Genomic DNA, 22,088 nt, shown 5'->3' with positions numbered 1-22,088 from the left:
CACTCTGATTTTGATCTTTAAACGGGTAAATGAATGATATATAAATTTTTCAAAGCATATTTTTTACATTGCATTTTATTGATCTGCCTGATACCATCTGTGAATGTATTCAATGCTCATTCTCAAGATTTTCAATTTTCGCAGTATCATGAAGCCCCTTTATATCTTAATCCTGCATTTACCGGCTTAGGAAAGATGCATCGCTTTGCATTAAACACTCGTATTCAATGGCCGAGCTTACCAAGGGCTTACCAAACCCATGCGTTATCATACGATTATAACCTAGATCATTTAAATAGTGGGTTTGGCCTAATGCTTACACGAGATGTTGCAGGCTCTGGGAATCTAGGAAATACGAATGCCAGCTTTTTATACTCTTACAGAGCTGCAATCAATAGAAATCTTGTGATTAGTACTGGGGTTCAATTCGCCTATAATTTTACTGGACTAAATCAAAATGGATTAACCTTGGGTGATCAATTATTGGACAATCGGAATGTATCTTTTGATTCTGAATTAGGAAATATACAAAATATCCGATATTTCGATTTCTCGGGTGGCATGCTGGTTTATAGCAAAGCATTATGGGGCGGTTTTGCATTGCATCATATCACAGAGCCAGAAATGTCTTTGTTGGGGGATTCCAATCCACTAAATATGAAAATAAGCTTTCATGGAGGTGTTCGGATTCCTTTGTACAGAGGACCTGTAGATGGTGCTAATACTTCTAGCATTGCTCCTTCATTTGTTTACAAAAAACAGGGGATTAACGACCAGTTAGATATTGGATTCAATTGGCATTACGACCCAATTTCAGCAGGACTATGGTATAGAGGCATCCCTTTTGGTAAAACTGATCCAAATAGAGAATTATATGACAGGGATGCTTTGGTATTTATGTTTGGCTTGATTTTTAATGAATTTCAAGCTGGATACAGCTATGATTTTACATTATCAGAATTGGGTGGCGCTTCAGGTGGAGCACATGAAATCTCCATTATATTTGATTTCGAAGCAACGCTAAAGAAAAAAAGAAAAAAGAAATTCATTCCTTGTCCTACTTTTTAAGCTTAATTCCTCTGTTTTAAAGCTCTTCTCATCATATATCGTTCTACTAGAACATCAATCGGCTTCAACAATACTGCGATTCCCAATTTAAAAAGAAAGCCTACAGACGTATTCCCTACCCGTTCCTCAACTAAAGGCTCAAGCACTCCCTCAGAGATAATGAATAAAATAATGGCTATCAAAAGTACAATTGAGGATGCTTTTCTTCCAACTTTAGCTTTTACTAATTGATCAATTGTGTCTTGCAGTAGTTGATTATTCACCTTCAGATCATCATTGATTTTATTGATCTCGTCTGATTGCTTTTTCAGTTTTTCGTTTGCTTCATTTAGTTTAGCATGCAAGCGATCACTGACAGAGGTTAATAGCTTTGCTTCTCCAATTAAGCGATCATATTTATCACATAATAATTTATAGTTCTCCTTTACCTTTTCAGCCGGAATATCATCATCCTCCGCCAAGGCACGTACTTCATTTAAGAAATCAATCTCTGCTTGAAATACATCGGACTGGGTAAAGTTTTTTGCCATATACTATTAATCCTCTTTTATTTCTTTCATGTTAAATGGGATTTTAATGATCTCTTTAAAATCCTCACCTGATTCTTCCATATCTTCATCTTCTTCATCAAAATACCATTCCACGGAAACTTTGCTTCCATTTTCATGAATTTTCTCTAGTTTTCGGAAAATCTCAACTAAGCATTTTGAGGAGCTCGTATTGAAGTACTCCAATTTAATCTCAAAAATAGTTGAATCTAAAGGATTACTAACATATTTATCTAACCAATCGAGCAATGGCTTATAAAACTCGATAGAATTCTCTGGGATTGACCTACCTGATATCAAAAACGTTTCTGCATCCGGATTGAAATCAAGTTTAGGTGTCTTAGGTGTTGCCTCTAAGTAATAAGATTCCATAGTGTTTTTTCTTAATATTTTATATTCACTTGCAAACTGAAATAAGCATATTCATCATTTATTGATTTAAAGCCGAACTGTAAAGGTTGGCCAGACTTCCTCACCATATCCATAATTCCGAGGCCTGCTCTTCCTGTTTCGGTAAATACGCCCTCATCTAACTTACTTCTATACTTAGCTCTAAGTTCATCGTTCGTAAGCTGGTTGATTTCCTCAATGCGCTTTTTAAGGTGGTCTGTATTCTTTTGTTTTATAAAATTACCAGAAATAACTTCGTAAGAAGTACTATTCTTCACTACCATCACCATTATCTCTTGAAAGGTTTCTTTCGATCCTTTTATCTCTTCCTGATTATGGTAAATGTTTTGAAGTACTTCCACTAGAATGTTAAATACCTTCTTTTTTATACGCGAATTATATTCAACCATAGCTAATTTGTTTTCAGCTAAGGCTAATAAATTATTGGTCAGGCTATCAGTAATATTACCCTGATAAGCCAGCAATAATTCTTCGCTGTCTGTGAGGTTCTTAAATTTGTTTAAGGTATCTAACATTCTAACCAAATGGAAATAAAGTATTATCGGTCAAATTACAATTATTATTTGAAAAAATATAATAATAAAATGATATACTCATTTTATTTAATGCACATTCCCTGTTAATTTTCTAATTAATGGCGTAAAGATTAAAGCTATTATACCTGCACCAACAATAAAGATAGTAATGAATTGAAATATTTCAGGCAGTAAGCTCGGATTTTCTGCTATCGCATTCTTATCGAATTCCCCTGCTACCAAGCCCGCAATTAAATTACCAAATGCAACAGACATAAACCACGCTCCCATCATTTGCCCTACCAATCGCTTTGGCGCTAATTTAGTTACTGCGCTCAAACCAACTGGACTTAAAAACAATTCACCAGTAGTATGTAGGAAATAAGTAATTAATAACCAAGTTGGCAATACTTTATCTGCTGATATTAGCATATATGAGGCAATTATCATAGTAGCAAAGCCTAAACCTAAGAAGATAAGTCCAAAAGCAAATTTTAAAGGAATGCTTGGATTAAGATTTCTTTTTGCCAATTGTATCCAAAACCAACCAAAAACAGGAGATAATATAATTATAAAGGTCGGATTAATACTCTGTAAGAATGAAGCTGGCATCTCCCAACTGCCAATAAATCGATCTGTATATCTTTCAGCAAATAAATTCAAGGAAGAACCTGCTTGTTCAAAACCTGACCAGAAAATAGCCGAGAAGACTAATAAAATAGCAATGGCCCATATTTTTTTCTTTTCATCTTTATTTAGTCCTCCGAATAAAAAAATTGCTGCAAAAAACAAGACCAACACAGCTGCAACTACATAAAACGCAACATTGGCAACGCTCACCACATCAATGTTTAAGAAGCCAAAAGTAGTCAATAGGACAAGTAGTATAAGTAAAGCTAAAAATCCAAATAACCCCAACTTCACTTTTTTCCTGAAGCCTATTTGCTGCTCATTTGCAGGGTCAAATCCCTCAGGTTGAGCTCCTATACTACCTAATGATTTTGATGATACTCTATATTGAATCACTCCTAACAGCATTCCAACACCAGCAGCTGCAAAACCTAAATGCCAATTAATGCTTTCTCCTAAATAACCAGTGATCAATGGCGCAATGACTGCTCCTAGATTAATCCCCATGTAAAAAATAGAAAAACCGGCATCTCGTCTGGCCGGTTCATCATCCTTATAAAGTCCTCCAACAATACTACTAATATTGGGTTTTAATAATCCTGTACCAATTACAATTAAGATTAATCCTATAAAAAAGAACTCCTCTGTTGGTATTGCCATCGAAAAATGACCGCAGGCAATAATAATACCACCATACCAGACTGCTTTTTGTAACCCAAAAAAACGATCTGCTAGCCAACCGCCAGGCAAAGCAAGTAAGTAAACAAACATGGTATATAAACCATAAATAGCATTTGCTGATTTATCATCTAAACCAAAGCCTCCTGTTTCAATTGAATCAACCAGAAATAGCACCAACAAGGCGCGCATTCCATAATAGCTAAAACGTTCCCAAAATTCTGTGAAAAACAAGGTGGCTAAACCTCTTGGGTGACCAAAAAAAGTTTTTTCGGAATTCATATTATCTATAAGTTAACTTTATTTTAAAAAACGAAATGCTAAATCTAATACGGGCATTTCATTAAAACAAATCAGAAGTGAAAATCAGCTTTATTTTCGATAGAAAGTGTATTTTATACACTATCTAAACATTTGTAATTGATTAAAAAATTACTTTTTAAGCAAAGTAAATTCTTTAACTTTGCCAGCCAAACCAAGTTATACCTAGCGAAAATATAAAAATATGAAGGAATTTGGATTAAAATCCGCTAAATCCGGTTTAGAAAGCCTGGGTTTAAAAAATGTAGCTGAAGCTTATTGGAACCTCAGCCCTGCTGAACTAACTGAACATGCCCTAACTAACAATGAAGGCGTCCTTACTGATACGGGTGCTTTGATGTGCGATACAGGTAAATTTACTGGTCGTTCTCCCAAGGATAAATTCATTGTCAAAGACGACAAAACAAAAGATACCGTTTGGTGGGGAGATATCAACATCCCATTTGATCCAGAAAAATTTGATGCGCTTCATGAAAAAATGCTCAAATTCCTAGAGAACAAAAAGGTTTATGTTAGAGATGCTTATGCTGGTGCTGACAAAACTTATCGTTTAAATTTAAGAGTAGTAAACACTCAGGCATGGCATAATCTCTTCTGCTATAATATGTTCTTAAGACCAGAGAAATATAAGCTCGAAACTTTCGAACCAACCTTCACTATTATTAATGCCCCAGAATTTGAAGCTGACCCAGAAGTAGATGGTACTAGACAGAAAAATTTTGCAATTGTTAATTTCTCAAAAAACATTATTCTAATAGGTGGCACTGGGTATGCTGGTGAAATGAAAAAAGGCATTTTCTCAGTATTAAACTATACGTTACCCACTGAACACAATGTGCTTTCAATGCACTGTTCAGCTAATATGAGCGAAAAAGCAGATGGTGACACCGCTATTTTCTTCGGTTTATCAGGAACAGGTAAAACCACTCTTTCTGCGGATGAAAACAGAGGATTAATTGGGGATGATGAACATGGATGGACTGAAAATGGTGTATTCAACTTTGAAGGTGGCTGTTACGCTAAAACCATTGATTTAACGGAAGAGAAAGAACCACAAATATACAAGGCAATTAAATTTGGTGCCATTGTTGAAAATACTCGTTTTCATCCTGGGACGAGAACAGTCGACTACGAAAATACTGAGGTTACTCAAAATACAAGAACGGCCTACCCTATTCATCATATTGATAATGCGGTTTCACCTTCAATTGGTGGAATTCCTAAAAACATATTCTTCTTGACTTGTGATGCTTATGGAGTTTTACCTCCTATATCTAAGCTTTCAAAAGGACAAGCCATGTACCACTTCATTTCAGGTTACACTGCAAAAGTAGCAGGTACTGAAGCTGGTGTAACCGAACCACAAACTGTTTTTAGTGCTTGTTTCGGAGCACCTTTCCTTCCTTTGCACCCTACACAATATGCGGAAATGCTAGGAAAGAAAATGGATGAACAGCAAGTAACGGTATGGTTAATCAACACTGGTTGGTCTGGCGGCCCTTATGGCGTTGGCTCAAGAATGAAATTAAAATATACCAGAGCTATGATCACAGCAGCCTTAAATGGTGGTTTGGATGAAGTAGGTTATAGAAATCATTCTATTTTTGGTTGTGCAATACCTGCTACATGCCCTGATGTTCCTTCTGAGGTGTTGAGCCCAAGAGAAACTTGGAAAAATGACAAAGGCTATTATGAGATGGCTAATAAGTTAGCTGGTGAATTCAATGAAAACTTCAAAAAATTTGAAGATTTCGCAAACGATGAAATTATGGCCGGAGCGCCCAAGCCTAATTTATCTAAGGTTTAATTAAAGCTTTTTCAGTTAAGTTAAATATATACTGCCATGGGATTTAGTTCTCATGGCAGTTTTTGTTTGTGGGTGTCTGCACTGTATCTGTTGGTTATCACTGCCTGTGGCAAAAGAAACAAAATAACTCACACTATGACTAATTAAAATTAATATTCAAAAATGTTAAAAGGAATTAGAGCATAGTTTTAAGTCCATATCATTACAGAGGTACCTTTTCAAAATCATTTTTGAGCCTTCAGTCAATGCAATTATAAATTGCATTGACATTCCATAATCCTTTATAAAACACCATTTTTTCCTTTAAACTTTTTATATTGCTACATAAATAAAATCTGTTTATGGATCAATATGAGTTGATAATCATTGGAGCTGGACCTTCTGGTTATGCGGCCGCCATGCGAGCGGTAGATTTAAAAAAGAAAACTTTACTAGTTGAAAAAAATGTCATGGGTGGAGCAGGCATAACCAATGGCGCTTTATCCTCTAAAACCCTCTGGGAGCTTTCAAGAGACATGTTAGCTTTCCGAAAAAACTTAGATCGATATCATATGGAACCTCCAAAAGCATTATGGAAGGAAATACAATCTGAGGTGAGAAACGCTGTAAAAGAAAGAGTTGATTTACTAAAAGACCATTTGTTTGAATTACAGAAAAATCCAAAATACTCTTCGTACATTGATTTCATCCAAGGGAATGCTTCTATTATCAGTGAACATATTGTGGAGGTAGAAACGGCAAATGAACGCCTGGCATTTGAAACAGAAAATATCATTATAGCAACTGGAAGTAGACCTAGGTACCTGCCCAATATTCCAATTGATGAAAAGTATATCCTGACCAGTGATGGCATTGAACTAATGGATGATTTCCCTAAAAGCATGGTTATTGTCGGTGCTGGAGTGATCGGTTGCGAATACGCCACTATATTTTCAGGATTTGGACAAACTAAAGTGAATTTAATTGATAAAGGCGATAGCATTCTCCCATTTGAAGATCCTGATGTTGTAGCAGTTATAGAAAAGAATTTAGAAGCTCAAGGAGTACATATCCACAGAAATTCTTCCTTATCTCAAATGGAAAGAAAAAATGGGAAGGTAGTCTATAAATTAGATTTCTCTGATGGGCATCAAGAAACTTTTGAAGTAGATAAAGCTTTGGTTTCAGTTGGCAGAGTGCCCAATTATGAAAACCTATGGAAAGATGCTGTGCCTGTTAAAATGGGCAAAAGAGGTGTAGAAGATGATGACACTAAAACATCAGTTAAAAATATATATGCAGTGGGCGATATTACCGCTGATATTAATCTAGTTAATGTGGGTGAATTGGAAGGGAGGTATGCAGTAGAGAAAATATTCGGAACGCCCAAAAAGAAGCTCGTTTACGAAAACATTAGTACCATCATGTTTTTAAATCCAGAAGTTGCGGGTGTCGGCTATAATGAAAAGACTGCTCAAGAAAAAGGATTGAATTACAAGGTAGTCACAACAGATTACTCTACTATTGCAAGAGCTGTGGCAAAAAGAAACACACAAGGTTTCATTAAGCTATTGGTAACCAATGACGAGGAGATGAGAATATTGGGTATGAGAGTTGTTGGTGAACAAGCTTCAGCAGCCATTCAAGCAGTAGCATTGCTTATTAGTATGAATAAAGGGATTGAAGAATTGGCAGAGTGCGTACATCCCCACCCTAGCATAACGGAAGGCATCCAGGAAAGTGTTCGTGCTCTTCTTAATAAATCCATTCTAAAATCAGGTCTATTAAAAGATAAAGTTAATTGCTATTGCTATGATTGCGCCAAAAATGAACGCATTATGATTTAAATGTAAAATGTGATGACTGGTTCAACATTAGACGAAATAAATTGTTCCTAAAAGAAAAAACTTATGAAAAATCTATTCCTATTTGTATTTGCACTGTTTAGCACAAACCTATTTGCTCAGGATATTATTCCCACCAACAAGGGCGATATTAAAATCCACCCAATTGTTCATGGCACATTAGCTATGGAATACGAAGGTCTCACAATATATGTTGATCCATATGGTGGTGCAGATGGATTTCAAAACTTAAATGATGCGGATTTAATCTTAATCACGGATATCCATGGCGACCATCTTAATCAGGAAACATTACAAGCTCTAAATACTTCCAATTCGCATTTCATCGTACCAGAAGCTGTTGCAAAGAAAATGGAAGAAATAGAAAATAGCGCCATTGAAATACTCAACAATAACAAAAGCACATCTTTTAAAGGAATTGAAATTTCAGCTTTACCTATGTACAATTTACCCGAATCAGAAGATTCAAGGCACACCAAAGGAAGAGGCAACGGATACTTGTTGAAGATTGCAGATAAGCTAATTTACATTTCAGGAGATACAGAAGACATACCAGAAATGAGAGCATTGCAAAATGTAGATGTTGCCTTTATTTGCATGAACTTACCCTATACTATGTCAATTGAACAAGCGTCTGATGCCGTATTGGAATTCAAACCTACCATAGTTTATCCTTTCCATTTTAGAGGTCAGGGAGGTTTAGCTGATGTTGAACAATTCAAATCATTAGTGAATGAGAAAAATAGTGGAATCGAAGTTAGACTCAGGAATTGGTATCCAGCGAAATAGATTTCATCGGGTAAATTAACTCATAAATCTAATATAATTATGAAAGCAAAAGTATTGAAAGCCTAATATTGTTTTGGTGATTATATTATAATAAATTGACTTTTTTTATTACAAAACTTACTGAATGCGAGTAACAACATTTATTTTTCTATTTCTTATATGCTGCTTTCCATTATTGGGAAATGAAAAATCCGATAGTCTGCAGAACTTATTATCTAAAGAAATCGAGGATAGTACCCGCATAAACATTTACAAAGAATTACTTTATAGTTATAGTACTTCAGAACCATCTCAAGCAATTTTTTATGGTCTGCAAGGATTAGAATTAGCAAGAAACACCAAAGACAAATATTCTGAAATTCAATTATTAAACAACCTTGGCATAGCATATTATGGATTAGGTGCATATGATAAAACCCTTGAATACTTTTTGAAAGTACTTGAAATTGAGAAAGGACTGCACAATCCCCAGTCCCTTTCGAGAGCGATGAATAATGTGGGGATTATTTATGATGAAATTGGGAGATTAGATAAGTCTACCTATTATTATGAAGAATCCTTAAAAATCAAAAACTCATCTAATGATTCCTTAGGTATCTCAAATACGATGAGCAATTTAGGATTGCTCTACATGAAAAGGGAGATGCCTCAAAAAGCAGTTCAATACTTCCGACAATGCTATGAAATTGATAAACAACTGAATAATGTAGTGGGCATCTATAATTCATTACATAATCTTGGTATCTACCATAAAGATTATGGAGATAAAGATTCTGCAATTTACTTTACTGAAAAAGCCTTATTGGCAGTTCCTAAAGGCGAAAACCATTATGACAAAACCTACATAATCAAGAGTTTAGCAGAAAGTTATCTTGCTAACAAAAATTTTAAAAACGCACAAAATTATTTCAATAAAGCCATTCAATCAGCCCAGGAAGTGGAAGCTTTGGAGGTATTGAAAGAATCCTACAAGGGATTATCGAAAATTTATGAGCACAATAAGCAATTTGAAAAATCACTAAGGGCCTATAAAAAATTTAAATCCCTAAATGATTCTATTTTCAATCAGGATTTAAACAGCAAGGTATCTCAATTAGAAAAGAATTTTGAGATTCAATCCAAGGAAAAAGAAATCCAACTCCTTACTAACAAGGCTGAAATCACTAATCTACAATTGATTAGAAGAAAAAACTCTAATTATTTTCTTACGGCCTTAGGGCTGTTGCTAGCAATAGTTGCTTTTGTTAGTTACAACAGATACCAACTTCAGAATAAATCTCATCGCTTGCTTGAGCAAAAGAATCAAGAAATAAACTTTCAAAAATCAGAAATAAAGGAAAATAGAGATGAAATAGAAGCGCAAAGAGACAGCATACTAGAGCAAAAACAAGCATTAGAAGAAGCTACCTCAGAAATTATGAAAAGTATATGGTATGCCCAGCACATTCAAAAAGCCATACTTCCAGATTTAACTAAAATAAAATCTGTTTTTCATGAATTTTTTATGCTGTATATCCCCAAATCTATAGTGAGTGGTGATTTTTATTGGTTTACACGCAAAAAAGATAAAATATTTTTCGCTTTTGCAGATTGCACGGGACATGGGATTCCAGGCGCCTTTATGACTGTCATGGCAAACGATTTACTCAACAGCATAGTCATTCAACAAAATGAAAATGATTGTGCCAAAATCATCAGTAGGTTAGATGAAGCCGTATTGAATAGCCTTCAGTACAAGGAAAACTCTTCAAGTGATGGTTTAGATATTGCATTGCTGTGTTTTGACACAAAAAATCAAAAGCTTACTTTCTCTGGAGCAAGCATGGACATTTTAGTTTACCAGCAAAATGATTGGAAAACTTATAAGGGAGAACGGTTTTCTATTGGTGGTTTTACTGAAACTGAGCGTAAACAAGCAAAGAACACAACAATAGATTTGAGCAAAGACACCCAAATTTATATGTTTTCAGATGGCTATGTAGATCAGTTTGGAGGCAATAAGGACAAAAAATTCATGCGTAAAAGGCTAAGAAAACTACTAGATGAAATTAAAATATTGCCGCTGGACCAGCAAAAAGCAAAATTAGAGAAAACAATATTGGATTGGAAAGGTGATCAGGAACAAACTGATGATATTTCATTTGCAGGGATAAGGTTTTAAACTGAAGATAGCCAAAGGCTATTTTTTGTAACCACAAAAGACGCAAAGAATTTCACTAAGATTCTCAAAGAAATAATTAGCCGTTAGTAGGTAGGTGGCGGAGCAATCAATTGGCATCTACAATCATGGCTCATGCCGTCATTCCCTTTGAAGTAAGGGATCTAGTGTATTGAAACTTCGTTTCAGTAATCTACAATCTAAAAATTTCTTAAAGCAGATTTAAATTCAATTTTAAATCAAAGACTCATTCTTAATATTTTAACCTTTGGTTAAAATGAATAGATCCCTACCTCCTGACTTTCAGTGTGGGACAGCTAACTTACGATGACGAACAGATAGGAAATGGATAAGAAATAATACCGTAACAAAATGACATTGACATATTACCCATCTTTATTAAAAAGCTTTTTAATTCGTTTAAATAGCCCCTTCTTTTCCTTTCCATCTTTATCAAAATCCTTGCTTTTCTCTTTATCAGGATTGGTAAATAGCTTTTTGAAAAATCCATCTTCTTTAATTGGAGGACAATCCATTAATCTCTCTGCTTTGTCAGACAAAGGACTGAATTGACTTTTGCTATATTGATTTAAACTTTGATCAGCATTTACTTGTTGCATCCATAAGCCAAATATTGGCAAGGCTGAATTGGCTCCCTGCCCTATGGAGGTGCTTCTAAAGCCAATACTGCCATTATCTGAACCGGTCCAACTTATGGTAACCAGATTAGGTAATAAGCCTACAAACCAGCCATCCCTATTGTTCTGAGTAGTGCCCGTCTTCCCTGCAATATCATTTTTTAAGTTATATCTCCATCTTAACCTAGACGCTGTTCCAGAATTAACAACTTCTTGCATCATACTTAGAATCATTTCCTGATTGAGATCTGAAAAAGCTTTTTCATATTCATTTTCAGGTTTAAATTCTGCTAAAACTTTTCCGGATGCATCAGTAATTTTCTCTATAAAAAATGGATCTGATGCTTTTCCTTCATTTAAGAAAGAAGAGTAAGCAGTTGCCAATTCTAGCATACTGAGTTCTGCAGTACCTAAAGCCAAAGAAGCCACTTCGGGAAGATCTGATTTGATTCCTACTGCTTTTGCTAAATTGATAACCGATGGAATACCCGTTTCTTCCAAAATCTTAACAGAAACTGTATTCATGGATTTCCTCAAAGCTTCCTGCATGCTGACATTAATATGCGTATAATCCTCATCATCACTATTAGTAGGCTTCCACCCTTCCAGATTCTCATAAGAAACCGCTCTGGCAGGGAAATAATCACAAGGCTCCACACCATTATTCAAAGCCGTCATATAAACCAATGGCTTAAATGTAGAACCGACTTGTCTTTTACTCTGTTTTACATGATCATATTTAAAGTACTCAAAATCAATTCCACCTATCCATGTTTTAATAGCTCCAGATTTTGGATCCATGGCTACAAATCCAGATTGCAAGGTTTTTAGGGAATGCTGAATACTGTCAATTACGCTCATGGTCTGTACATCGCTACCCGACCAGTCGAAAACTTGCATTTCTTTCTTTTCATTTAAGATTTTAACAATCTCTGCATCCGGTTTTCCTTGATTCTTTAGGGCCTTATAGTGATAAGAACGTTTAATGTATTGTTCATAAACTTCCTTCTTTTTCCAGGGTGCAAGATTGCCCCAATTATTTTCAAATGCTTTTTGCAAATCCTGCATATGCTTCTTCATTGCTGACTCAGCATAGCGTTGCATTCTTGCATTCAGCGTAGTATGAATCTTTAATCCATCTCCATAAATATCTACAGATTCTCCATTTGCTTTTTTATAATCATCAGCCCATTTCACTAATTCTTTTCTAACTTGTTCTCGGAAATAAGGTGCAATTCCTTGATCCGCCTTTACTGGGCGATAATCAAGCTTGATTTCTTTAGCAACAGCTTTTTGATATTCTTCCTCACTTAATTTGTCATATTTCTCCATTTGAGAAAGCACTACATTTCTTCTCTCAAAGCTATTCTCTGGAAAAATTCGAGGATTGTAAGTATAGGTGGCTTTCAAACTCCCAACCAATATGGCCGATTCTTCCAAGCTTAACGCTTTAACTGGCTTATTAAAAAAAGTCTGTGAAGCGGCTTCAATTCCAAAAGTATTGTCTGGAAAACTAACAGTATTAAGATATAAGGTTAGCAGTTCTTCTTTTGAATAGATCTCTTCCAGACGCTTGGCAATTATAGCTTCCTTAATCTTGATGACAATAATTTCAATTCTATGGGAATATTCTCTTGGAAATAAGTTCTTTGCCAACTGTTGTGAAAGCGTGCTGCCTCCTCCTGCAGACCGATCCTGTAGAATAACTGTTTTAACTATAACCCTGACCAGACTTCTATAATCAATACCTGAATGCTCAAAAAAACGAACATCCTCAGTAGCCACTAAAGCATCAATTAAGTGCTGTGGCAATTCATTATAGCCGACATTTGATCTATAGCTACGATATAAAAACCCAATATTCTCATCGTTTTCATCTAATATTTCAGTTGCCTGAGCATTTTTGATGTTATTAAGTACTTTATCATCAGGTAAACTGCCAAACAATCCTGCTTTAATGCTATAGAAAAACAATAGGATAAATAATAATCCTGCTCCAGTACAAATGGATAAGAATTTAATGATTCGATGTTTAAGTGTCTTTTTCTTCTTCTTTTTCGGCATGCTAGCTATTTATCCTGCGAAGAACGGAAAATCACTTTAAAAAGTGTAATAGAAAAGTCATTTTAGATGATAATTTTAAACAAAAGCTTAGATTTTTCATTATTTCAAAACAGAAAGATTGTATGTTTGTACACTCAAAAAAAGAATGACATTGTGAGTAAAACGATAAGAATCGGTGGCGTACCGGAGCATTACAACACCCCTATTCACCTAGCAATTGAATCAGGTGCAATTGAAAATGAAGGCCTGAAGATCGAATGGAAAACATTTGAAGGCGGAACTGGTGAAATGCGAGAAGCGCTCATCAATAATGAAGTAGATATTTGCGCTATTTTAACCGAAGGAATTGTTAGTGGGATTTTGCAAGGTGTACCTGCCAAAATCATTAGTGGTTATGTTAAAAGTCCTTTAATTTGGGGGATTCATAGCGGTACTGAGAATCCGATTAAAGACCATAAGGAAATCTATGATAAGCAGTTTGCCATAAGCAGAATTGGTTCAGGATCACACTTGATGCCCATAGTAGATGCGCTAAACAATGACAAGAAAATAGATGAATCCCAATTTAACATTATTAAAAATCTTAAAGGGGCATTAGCATCACTTCAAAAACAAGAGACAGATGTTTTCTATTGGGAAAAATACACCACCAAGCCCTATGTAGAAAGAGGTGAATTGAAAAGGATTGGTGAATATGTAACACCTTGGCCTTGTTTTGTTTTAGCTGCTCATAATGAAATTATCAGCGAAAGACCTAAAGATATATCACGCGTCCTACGACAAATCCAAAGAACCTCAGCCATGTTTATGGAAAATGAAGATGCCGTTGATATTGTGAGCAAAAGATTTGAGATTAAGAAAGAAGATGCTGCCAAATGGTATCATGCTACTGAATGGGCAACAGATGGATGGGTCAGTAATAAGATGTTAAAAAATGTAGTTTATACGTTGAAAGCTGCAAATATCATTGATGAAATGGCAGACACTCAACAGTTAGTATGGCAGAGAAATAGTATATAAGAATAGTATTAAGTTTTAAGTAATAAGTATTTCGGTAATAAGTATTTCGGTAATAAGTAGTGCAGCATTGTATGTTTAAATTAATAGTCTGATAATCAATTACTTAATACTTAGAACCTACAACTTACAACAATAGTATAAATATAAATTTAAATAAATGAGCAAAGCAGAAATAGTAACCAACAAAGGCACATTAAAAATAGAGTTTTACGATGATGCCACGCCTAATACTGTGAAAAACTTTCACGATTTAGCTAAAAAAGGATTTTATGATGGATTAACTTTTCATAGAGTTATTCCCGATTTTGTAGTGCAGGGCGGTTGTCCAGATGGAACTGGAGCAGGCGGCCCAGGCTACTCAATTGATTGCGAAACGGATGGCGAAAAGCAATACCACGAAAGAGGCGTTTTATCTATGGCACATGCAGGTAAAAACACTGGTGGTTCTCAATTCTTCATCTGCCACAGCAGACAAAACACTCAGCACTTAGATGGAAAACATACTGCCTTTGGAAAAGTGTATGAGGGCTTGGATATTATTGACGATATCCGCCAGGGAGATGTGATGGAGAAAGTGACGATTTTAGAGTAAACCCCCCTTACTCCCCCAAAGGGGGAAGTTTGAAGTTAGAAGTGGCATACAACTTCCCACTTCTAACTCCAGACTTATAACTAATTCGTTTCCAATATCTGAAATAACTCATCCAATTTAGGAGTCAAGATAATTTCAGTTCTTCTGTTTTCTCTTCTCCCCTCTGCACTATCATTACTGGATTTTGGTGCAAACTCTCCTTTTCCCGCTGCAGTCACCCTTTCTGGGGAAGCGCCATTATTAGTCAAAATCCTAACGATAGAAGTAGCTCTTAACACACTTAAATCCCAGTTATCTTTTAAATATTTATTGTTTCCAGAAATTGGCACATCATCGGTATGACCTTCTACCACAATGTTCACATCTTGATTATCTTTCAAAACTTGTGCTAACTTCTTTAAAGCTTCCACACCCTTCGTATCAACAACTGTACTTCCAGAATTAAATAACAATTGCTCGGCTAATGATACATACACTTTCCCGTTTTTCACTTCAACGGTCAAGTCATTTTCCTTAAAGTTCAATAGTGCTTCACTCACCTTCTGCTTTAGGGCATTAACTGCTGCTTCTTTATCTGCTAACACTTTTTCAAGTTCAGCTACTCGCTCTTCACGTTCGGCCAAATTAGCAGCCAATTCATCATTTCTTTGTTTGGAAATCTCCAAATCCGCTTCCATTTGTAGCAATTGCTTTTCTTTATTGGCTAAATCTTTATTGAGCTTCCCACTACTGCTCATCAATTTATCATAATAATCATTTAGCGTTTTGTATTGCTGTTGTAGTGAATCTAGACTACTTTGAGAATCTTGATATGCTTTTCGAACTTGTTCCAAAGTTTCCTGTTCTTCTGCCAATTGTGCTTCAAGTGATTCAATCGTATTATTTTTTAATGCTACTTTATCTTCTAGCTTCATTTTCTCAGCATCAAGTTTAACCTTCTCAGCTAAGAGTTCATCATACTTTTTCTGTGTTACACAAGCCACACTACTTAAAATAATTAAGGCAATAAAAATTTTTCTTACTATCATTTTATCTGGTTTAATAATATTGAAGATTGTAACGAAAGGAACTAAAAATTGATTGTCTAAACTCAAATTTATATAATGAAACCTAAAAATATCTGATGATATTGAGTTTTTATTCTTTCAAAAGGGAAATAGCTACTATTTGATGAAAAATCATAGATGATTTAGATAAAAGGAGGTAAAATGACATAGAATGTTATTTCCTAATTCAATGCTGTGTACAATAATTTCTTAAGTTATATCGGATTGGTGTTTTTGTTTGATCTACTTTCAGTAAATATTAATTCAATAATTCAATTATAATTTTTTTTTATAGTTAAATTAAGATCACCATTAAAGCAATAATCATGAAAAATTTATATCAATTCACTCGTATATTATTTCTCCTTTTTATTATATCCGCACCTTCATTTGCTCAGGATCAGGTATCCAATAGATTAGAAACCTCCCCTCGCCATCATGAATGGGTTGATATTTCAGCTGGCGATAAAACATTAAAAGCTTTTATTGTTTATCCCGAAGTTTCGGAAAAAGCCAAAACAGTAATTGTCATTCATGAAAACCGAGGACTAACGGACTGGGTCAGAAGTTTTGCCGATCAATTAGCTGAAAAAGGCTTTATCGCACTTGCACCTGATATGTTGTCAGATTTTAGTGATGAATATTCCCAAACCTCTGAATTCCCTTCATCAGATGATGCGAGAAATGCAATCTATAAACTAGAAAGTAGTTTGGTAACGACTTATCTAAATAATTCCTTCAATTATTTGGAGAAATTGCCTGCTGGAAATGGAGAAGTTGCAGTGGTTGGATTTTGCTGGGGCGGTTCTCAATCATTTCGCTATGCAACTAATAACCCTGAATTAAGCGAAGTATTGGTTTTTTATGGTACCGGTCCTCAAGAAGCCCTTGACTATGCAGAAATAGAAGCACCTGTATATGGTTTTTATGGAGGCAATGACCAGAGAGTAAATGCTACAATTAAAGCCTCAAAAGAAGCTATGGATGAATATGGTGCCATCTATGATTTAAGAATTTATGATGGTGCAGGACATGCTTATATGCGTTCTGGGGATGATCCAGAAGGACCAGAAGCCAATATCAAAGCTAGGAATGAATCATGGGAAAGATTAGTGAGGGTTTTGGAGAAGTAGAAAGGAACAGCTGTGATTTGCTTGAACACCTGTAACGCATTAAATCACTACATTAAATTGATTTTCAACCTATTCAATTGCAAGTGCTAACTTACGATGACGCTTCGAGCTGATATAGTAGCAAAAATGAAGCAGCTTCAATTCAAATGTTAGGGTTTATGTTGACTACTTCACTATAATAGAAATATTAACTGATAGCCTTGCACCTAAGCACTTCAGAACCACAGAACGTCACCCCTGCGAAGGCAGGGATCTTATCATTTTAATCTTTGATTAAAATATGTACAGCATCAGTGAATATATAACAAACAAAAAAAAGGCTGGAATGAATCATCCCAGCCTTTACATAATCAATTTAACTTCCAATTTACATTGATTCAATTTTGTTATCGACAGGATTTCCATCCTCATCAACTTTAACAACTTGCTTGATATTCAAAGCTTTCACACCTTCTAATTGCGTTTCCGCATCACCCACAATGATATAATTCATTTGATCAACATTCATATACTGATCCATGATTTTCTTCATATCCTCCACGGTGTAGGCTTTAAGCTCCTCTTGATTTTGTTTAATGAAATCTTTTGGCAATCCGTAAGAAGATATTTGCTGTAAAACATTCAGCTTTTGACCTAAAGTTTCATATTCTCTAGCCTCTTTTCTGATTAAAGCAGTTCTTGCTTTTTCTAATTCAGCTGAATCATAATTTTGCTTATAATCTTCTATTACTTCTTTAAAAGTAGCAACTGATTGAGGCGTAGTATTTGTTTTAACACTAGAATAAGCTGCAAATGGCGCTTTCTGTGTGCTAGAACTAATATTAGAATAAGCTCCGTAGGTATAACCTTTTTCTTCTCTTAAAACTTGGAAAAGTTTACCACCTGAATTGCCACCTAAACCATAATTTGCAACACTCAATGGATAATAATCAGGATTGCTTCTTTCTACTGCCAATCTTTGCATTCTGATAACAGATTGCTTTGCGTTAGCGAAATTAGCAAAATAGATTTTTCCTTCTTCGTCAACACCTTTCATTTCATACTCAGGAAAAGAAACTTCTTTTGATTCCCATTTCTCGCTCAAACCTGAAAGTGCTTTTTTCACTTGCTCTTGTGTAACGCTTCCTGCAATTTGCATTGCCGCAACACTTGGAGAGAAGTTTTTCTCATAATAGCCTTTCAAATCGTCAATAGATATAGACTCTACAGATTCTAATGTTCCACTCAATGGTTTAGCGAAAATATGATTCTCACCATAAGTGATTTTATTAGCTACGATAGAGGCGATTGCATTAGGGTTTGCATTTCGTTGTTTAATGCTGTTGATTTGAGATTTTTGTAATCTATCAAACTCATCTACATCCCAACGAGGCTCTAATATCATTTCTTCTATTAGGGCAACTGTCTCATCAAAATAACGAGCCAAACAGTTTCCATAAATTACGATTTCTTCATTGCCAGTGTACATGCCAATGTTAGCACCTATCTGCCCAATAGCATCTTCCAATTCCTCAGGAGTTTTGGTTTTAGTACCCTCCTGCATAATGTCAGTTACTAGATTTGCTATACCTGGCTTATTAGGATCATCCAATAATCCACCGCCTTTTAATCTGATACTGAAATTCACTAAAGGCAATTCATCATTCTGAATACCTAAAATCTCCATTCCATTCGCTAACTTGGTTTCATAAATAGTAGGAGGCGTAATTAAAGGCATATCGCCCAAAGCTGGTTCCTTGCTTCTATCAATTTCACTTGGCGTTTTGGTATACTCAGCATCCTGATCAGCATCTGCCATGGTTGCTTCTTCCATTGGCTTTACCTCTTCAATTTTAACAGTTGCTCTTTCAGAACCATCCACAATTAATTCCAATTGACCTTGCGGTACAAAACTTGTAATAACGGCTGGTTTGTCTTTTATGTATTCATTATAAACACGCATTACATCCTCTTTTTCAACAGCTAAAATATTGTTGATGTCTTCTGTGATGTAACCAGGGTTTCCTTTGAATTCGTTGTAGCTACTTAATTGGAAAGCTTTACCTAAAATACTTGAAATACCATTGTAGAAGCTCGTTTCTTGTCTGGCTTTAATTCTCTGTAAGTCTTTCTCTGAAAAGCCTTCTTTTTCAAATTCGTCCATTGCTTCCTGAACAGCTACATAAACAGAATCTAAATCCACTCCGTCTTTTGCTCTAATACCAATATTAAATTCACCTGCTAATTCGCTTGAGCTATTGTAGGCAAATACGCTTGGCGCATATTCTGTTTCTTCTACTAATTTTTTGTATAAAACAGCTCTTTTCCCTTGACTTAAAATTTCTCCTAAAGCCGATAAAGCCCAAGAATCTGGGTGATACTGCTCAACTGTAGGGAAAACCAATCTTAAATCAGGCACTTTAGCATAATCATCTTCATGATACAGCTTCTTTGTTTCTTCTAAGGTTACTGGCTTTGGTGACATCACCTCGTCATTACCTCTAGACTCAATTTCTCCAAAGTATTTTTCGATCCAAGCTTTCACTTGCTCTTTGTCATAATCACCTGCAACAACAATAGTTGCATTATTAGGGCCATACCAGTTGTTGTAAAATTCCTTTACATCGTCTAAAGTAGCAGCTTGTAAATCTTCTAATTCACCGATTACTTCCCAATTGTATGGATGACCTTCAGGATACAAAGCTTTTTTGATCACATAACTTCTATGACCATAAGGCTGGTTATCTACTCTTTGTCTTTTCTCATTTTGCACAACAGGCTTTTCATCCTCTAAATCTTTTTTAGTAACTGCATTAATGAAAAATCCCATTCTGTCAGCTTCCATCCATAGAATTCTTTCCAAAGCATCTTTAGGAACTACTTCATAATACACGGTACCATCTGTCCAGGTTCCGCCATTGAAAGTACCACCTAAATCATTGATGTTTTTAAAGAAGGCTCCTTCTTCTACATTTTCTGATTTCTGGAACAACATATGCTCAAAAAAGTGTGCAAAACCAGTTCTACCCGGTTTTTCTCGGCTTGAACCTACATGCATTTGAATTGCCACAGCAGCAATCGGGTCCGACTTATCTTCATGTAGCACCACTTCCAATCCATTTGGCAGTACATACTTCTCAAAATCGATAGACAATTCCGCCTTATCGTCTGTCTTTTCGCTTGGTTGGCAAGCTGCCATAATACCAATAAATAGTAATAATGACCAAGTTGATAATTTTCTCATATTTTGTATTAAGTTTAATTTGGTAGTTAAGAAAATCACTTTATAACTAATAAACGAATTGATTCTATACCAGCGGAAAAGAAAACGGTTAAATGGTATGAGGATTGAAGATAAATAAGAGCTTTGGAGAGGTTCTCATTTCTACTTAATGTTTTAGGCTAGATTCCTTTCTTCAACGGAATGACAGTCTTTACACACTTTACGAGTGAATCAAATATGGTGCAAACAACTTATTTCAATTAATTCAAACAGCTTTAGAAAGCTCCTTTAATGGATGATCTTCAGCTAAGTTAGAAAAAGTCTCTTTAGCACTTTCGTACCCTATTTCATATATCTCCTTAGCTTTCGAAAGTGTGAAAACCTTGTATTGAGTGAGGTCCTGCGGTTCAATAAAGATATCACATAATTTAGCCTGGTCTTTTGTTTGATAATTGATGATCATCAACATCGTCCGCTCCATCATATCTTTCATTCCAGCATTGGGATTGGACGTACCTACAGGATTACAATTAACGCCAATAGTGAAATCAACATGAGGTTTTAAAACATTTGCAGGAAGGTTATTGGTAACGCCTCCGTCTACAAATGAGTCTTCTCCAATAAGAATTGGTTTGAAAATAATAGGGATACTGGCAGAAGCCAAAAGCGGCTTTATTAATTCACCTGATTCAAAATTGACATTTTCCCCTTTGGTAAAATTTGTGGTAGAGATAATAAGCGGAATCTTGAAGCTCTTAAATGAATTATCAGGAAAGTACTCTAAAAGAAGATCTGATATTTTCTCCAGATTCACCAAGCCCGACCATGACATGGCAGGTCTGAAAAATTTCAGGAAATTGATGTCGGAAATAATCTCCATGGTTCTTTTAGGTTCATATCCAGCTGCCAAAAATGCACCTGCAATGGCACCTGCGCTTGTACCTGCTATCATATCAGGACGAATATTTTGCTCATACATGTACTGAGCTATACCCAAATGAGCAAAACCTCGTGCTCCACCCCCGGAAAGTGCCAATCCTATTTTCATATTTAATCTAAACTATAGTTATAAAAGATGTACTGAACCCGTCTTCATTGAAGGTTAAATACAATATTCAGCCTGGTTTTATCCATTAGAGTTGATGAATTAAACCATTTCACATTGACTAACTCTATTAACACTTATTTGGGTATCATGTTACATAGGGTTTGCTTAAAAACAGCAAACTTAAAAAATAAATTGAAAAGAGTATTTTCGAGAGGAGTATTGTGAAATAGTTTTTAAGTAGGTGCAAGACTTTTTGTGGAAAACACTCACTACTTTTGCACTAGAAAATCAAAATTGGATTTTCTAGTGCTTTAGCCTCAGGCACGCCATCTACTGCACGGCCGAAGATTGAGGAATGAGTTAAACATCTTCACTTCGTCCGATTGTATCTGACGCACCTCAGACTTTTTAATCAGACCCTACATAAAACAAGATAAAGCTATAAAAGTGTACTAAATGATCTGGATCAGAAAATATGAATCACATTTATAAGGTTTAAATGATGTTTGTCGTTATAAAGCCGCAAGAAAAAAGGGAATGCTATTCACATCCCCTTAGAATATACTCCGAGAGCAT

The 22,088-nt window shown here is 35.4% G+C and carries 16 protein-coding genes; 8 read left to right on the top strand and 8 right to left on the bottom strand.

Going from position 1 to position 22,088, the window contains the following annotated elements; all coding sequences use genetic code 11:
• Nucleotides 1-33: 33 nt before the first annotated feature.
• Nucleotides 34-1,068 carry a PorP/SprF family type IX secretion system membrane protein gene (locus tag FTRAC_RS01030; RefSeq protein WP_013452362.1) on the top strand — a complete coding sequence of 345 codons (1,035 nt, stop codon included), beginning with the start codon at nucleotides 34-36 and terminating at the stop codon, nucleotides 1,066-1,068.
• Between the two features lie 2 nt (nucleotides 1,069-1,070).
• Here FTRAC_RS01030 and FTRAC_RS01025 read toward each other — a convergent pair whose 3' ends face one another.
• The 4 genes from FTRAC_RS01025 to FTRAC_RS01010 form a co-directional block, all read right to left on the bottom strand.
• A complete protein-coding gene (locus tag FTRAC_RS01025) occupies nucleotides 1,071-1,598 on the bottom strand; it encodes a hypothetical protein (protein WP_013452361.1) in 528 nt (175 codons plus the stop codon).
• Between the two features lie 6 nt (nucleotides 1,599-1,604).
• On the bottom strand, nucleotides 1,605-1,988 hold the full coding sequence (locus FTRAC_RS01020; RefSeq protein WP_013452360.1) for a DUF1987 domain-containing protein: 384 nt from the start codon (nucleotides 1,986-1,988) through the stop codon (nucleotides 1,605-1,607).
• 11 nt (nucleotides 1,989-1,999) lie between these two features.
• Complete coding sequence (locus FTRAC_RS01015; protein WP_013452359.1) at nucleotides 2,000-2,542, bottom strand: SiaB family protein kinase; 543 nt, start codon at nucleotides 2,540-2,542, stop codon at nucleotides 2,000-2,002.
• An 87-nt stretch (nucleotides 2,543-2,629) separates the two neighbouring features.
• Entirely contained in the window at nucleotides 2,630-4,132 is a 1,503-nt protein-coding gene (locus tag FTRAC_RS01010) for a peptide MFS transporter (RefSeq protein WP_013452358.1), read from the bottom strand.
• Nucleotides 4,133-4,355: 223 nt separating this feature from the next.
• Between FTRAC_RS01010 and pckA the strand changes: the two genes are divergently transcribed.
• From pckA to FTRAC_RS00990, 4 genes are all read left to right on the top strand, one after another.
• Nucleotides 4,356-5,978, top strand: coding sequence for a phosphoenolpyruvate carboxykinase (ATP) (gene pckA / locus FTRAC_RS01005; protein ID WP_013452357.1), 1,623 nt, complete (start codon nucleotides 4,356-4,358; stop codon nucleotides 5,976-5,978).
• A gap of 341 nt (nucleotides 5,979-6,319) precedes the next feature.
• A complete protein-coding gene (locus FTRAC_RS01000; RefSeq protein ID WP_013452356.1) occupies nucleotides 6,320-7,804 on the top strand; it encodes a dihydrolipoyl dehydrogenase family protein in 1,485 nt (494 codons plus the stop codon).
• 63 nt (nucleotides 7,805-7,867) lie between these two features.
• On the top strand, nucleotides 7,868-8,611 hold the full coding sequence (locus FTRAC_RS00995; protein WP_013452355.1) for an MBL fold metallo-hydrolase: 744 nt from the start codon (nucleotides 7,868-7,870) through the stop codon (nucleotides 8,609-8,611).
• Between the two features lie 124 nt (nucleotides 8,612-8,735).
• On the top strand, nucleotides 8,736-10,772 hold the full coding sequence (locus FTRAC_RS00990; RefSeq protein ID WP_013452354.1) for a tetratricopeptide repeat protein: 2,037 nt from the start codon (nucleotides 8,736-8,738) through the stop codon (nucleotides 10,770-10,772).
• A 383-nt stretch (nucleotides 10,773-11,155) separates the two neighbouring features.
• On the opposite strand, the gene FTRAC_RS00985 is transcribed toward FTRAC_RS00990, so the two are convergent.
• Nucleotides 11,156-13,471 (bottom strand): transglycosylase domain-containing protein, encoded by a 2,316-nt coding sequence (locus tag FTRAC_RS00985; RefSeq protein WP_013452353.1) that lies wholly within the window; start codon nucleotides 13,469-13,471, stop codon nucleotides 11,156-11,158.
• Between the two features lie 153 nt (nucleotides 13,472-13,624).
• Between FTRAC_RS00985 and FTRAC_RS00980 the strand changes: the two genes are divergently transcribed.
• Together FTRAC_RS00980 and FTRAC_RS00975 are read left to right on the top strand one after the other, a co-directional pair.
• Complete coding sequence (locus FTRAC_RS00980) at nucleotides 13,625-14,491, top strand: substrate-binding domain-containing protein (protein WP_221405915.1); 867 nt, start codon at nucleotides 13,625-13,627, stop codon at nucleotides 14,489-14,491.
• A 157-nt stretch (nucleotides 14,492-14,648) separates the two neighbouring features.
• The gene (locus tag FTRAC_RS00975) at nucleotides 14,649-15,083 is read left to right on the top strand and encodes a peptidylprolyl isomerase (protein WP_013452351.1); all 435 of its coding nucleotides are present in this window, start codon (nucleotides 14,649-14,651) and stop codon (nucleotides 15,081-15,083) included.
• 80 nt (nucleotides 15,084-15,163) lie between these two features.
• Here FTRAC_RS00975 and FTRAC_RS00970 read toward each other — a convergent pair whose 3' ends face one another.
• Entirely contained in the window at nucleotides 15,164-16,111 is a 948-nt protein-coding gene (locus FTRAC_RS00970; RefSeq protein WP_013452350.1) for an OmpA/MotB family protein, read from the bottom strand.
• A 344-nt stretch (nucleotides 16,112-16,455) separates the two neighbouring features.
• Between FTRAC_RS00970 and FTRAC_RS00965 the strand changes: the two genes are divergently transcribed.
• A complete protein-coding gene (locus tag FTRAC_RS00965) occupies nucleotides 16,456-17,262 on the top strand; it encodes a dienelactone hydrolase family protein (protein WP_013452349.1) in 807 nt (268 codons plus the stop codon).
• 367 nt (nucleotides 17,263-17,629) lie between these two features.
• On the opposite strand, the gene FTRAC_RS00960 is transcribed toward FTRAC_RS00965, so the two are convergent.
• Both FTRAC_RS00960 and FTRAC_RS00955 read right to left on the bottom strand, forming a co-directional pair.
• Entirely contained in the window at nucleotides 17,630-20,485 is a 2,856-nt protein-coding gene (locus tag FTRAC_RS00960; RefSeq protein WP_013452348.1) for a M16 family metallopeptidase, read from the bottom strand.
• A 244-nt stretch (nucleotides 20,486-20,729) separates the two neighbouring features.
• The gene (locus FTRAC_RS00955; RefSeq protein ID WP_013452347.1) at nucleotides 20,730-21,512 is read right to left on the bottom strand and encodes a patatin-like phospholipase family protein; all 783 of its coding nucleotides are present in this window, start codon (nucleotides 21,510-21,512) and stop codon (nucleotides 20,730-20,732) included.
• Nucleotides 21,513-22,088: the final 576 nt, after the last annotated feature.

It is taken from the genome of Marivirga tractuosa DSM 4126 (assembly GCF_000183425.1).
GTDB lineage: Bacteria > Bacteroidota > Bacteroidia > Cytophagales > Cyclobacteriaceae > Marivirga > Marivirga tractuosa.
The sequence above is the reverse complement of the archived record's forward strand: the minus strand, read 5'-3'. Positions and strand labels throughout refer to the sequence as shown.

What these genes read in the sequence shown, in the direction of transcription:
- FTRAC_RS01025 (WP_013452361.1), bottom strand. Translation starts at nt 1,598, where the DNA reads ATGGCAAAAAACTTTACCCAGTCCGATGTATTTCAAGCAGAGATTGAT.
- FTRAC_RS01030 (WP_013452362.1), top strand. Translation starts at nt 34, where the DNA reads ATGATATATAAATTTTTCAAAGCATATTTTTTACATTGCATTTTATTG.
- FTRAC_RS00970 (WP_013452350.1), bottom strand. Translation starts at nt 16,111, where the DNA reads ATGATAGTAAGAAAAATTTTTATTGCCTTAATTATTTTAAGTAGTGTG.
- FTRAC_RS00995 (WP_013452355.1), top strand. Translation starts at nt 7,868, where the DNA reads ATGAAAAATCTATTCCTATTTGTATTTGCACTGTTTAGCACAAACCTA.
- FTRAC_RS00965 (WP_013452349.1), top strand. Translation starts at nt 16,456, where the DNA reads ATGAAAAATTTATATCAATTCACTCGTATATTATTTCTCCTTTTTATT.
- FTRAC_RS01000 (WP_013452356.1), top strand. Translation starts at nt 6,320, where the DNA reads ATGGATCAATATGAGTTGATAATCATTGGAGCTGGACCTTCTGGTTAT.
- FTRAC_RS00960 (WP_013452348.1), bottom strand. Translation starts at nt 20,485, where the DNA reads ATGAGAAAATTATCAACTTGGTCATTATTACTATTTATTGGTATTATG.
- FTRAC_RS00975 (WP_013452351.1), top strand. Translation starts at nt 14,649, where the DNA reads ATGAGCAAAGCAGAAATAGTAACCAACAAAGGCACATTAAAAATAGAG.
- FTRAC_RS00955 (WP_013452347.1), bottom strand. Translation starts at nt 21,512, where the DNA reads ATGAAAATAGGATTGGCACTTTCCGGGGGTGGAGCACGAGGTTTTGCT.
- FTRAC_RS00985 (WP_013452353.1), bottom strand. Translation starts at nt 13,471, where the DNA reads ATGCCGAAAAAGAAGAAGAAAAAGACACTTAAACATCGAATCATTAAA.
- pckA (WP_013452357.1), top strand. Translation starts at nt 4,356, where the DNA reads ATGAAGGAATTTGGATTAAAATCCGCTAAATCCGGTTTAGAAAGCCTG.
- FTRAC_RS01010 (WP_013452358.1), bottom strand. Translation starts at nt 4,132, where the DNA reads ATGAATTCCGAAAAAACTTTTTTTGGTCACCCAAGAGGTTTAGCCACC.
- FTRAC_RS00990 (WP_013452354.1), top strand. Translation starts at nt 8,736, where the DNA reads ATGCGAGTAACAACATTTATTTTTCTATTTCTTATATGCTGCTTTCCA.
- FTRAC_RS01020 (WP_013452360.1), bottom strand. Translation starts at nt 1,988, where the DNA reads ATGGAATCTTATTACTTAGAGGCAACACCTAAGACACCTAAACTTGAT.
- FTRAC_RS01015 (WP_013452359.1), bottom strand. Translation starts at nt 2,542, where the DNA reads ATGTTAGATACCTTAAACAAATTTAAGAACCTCACAGACAGCGAAGAA.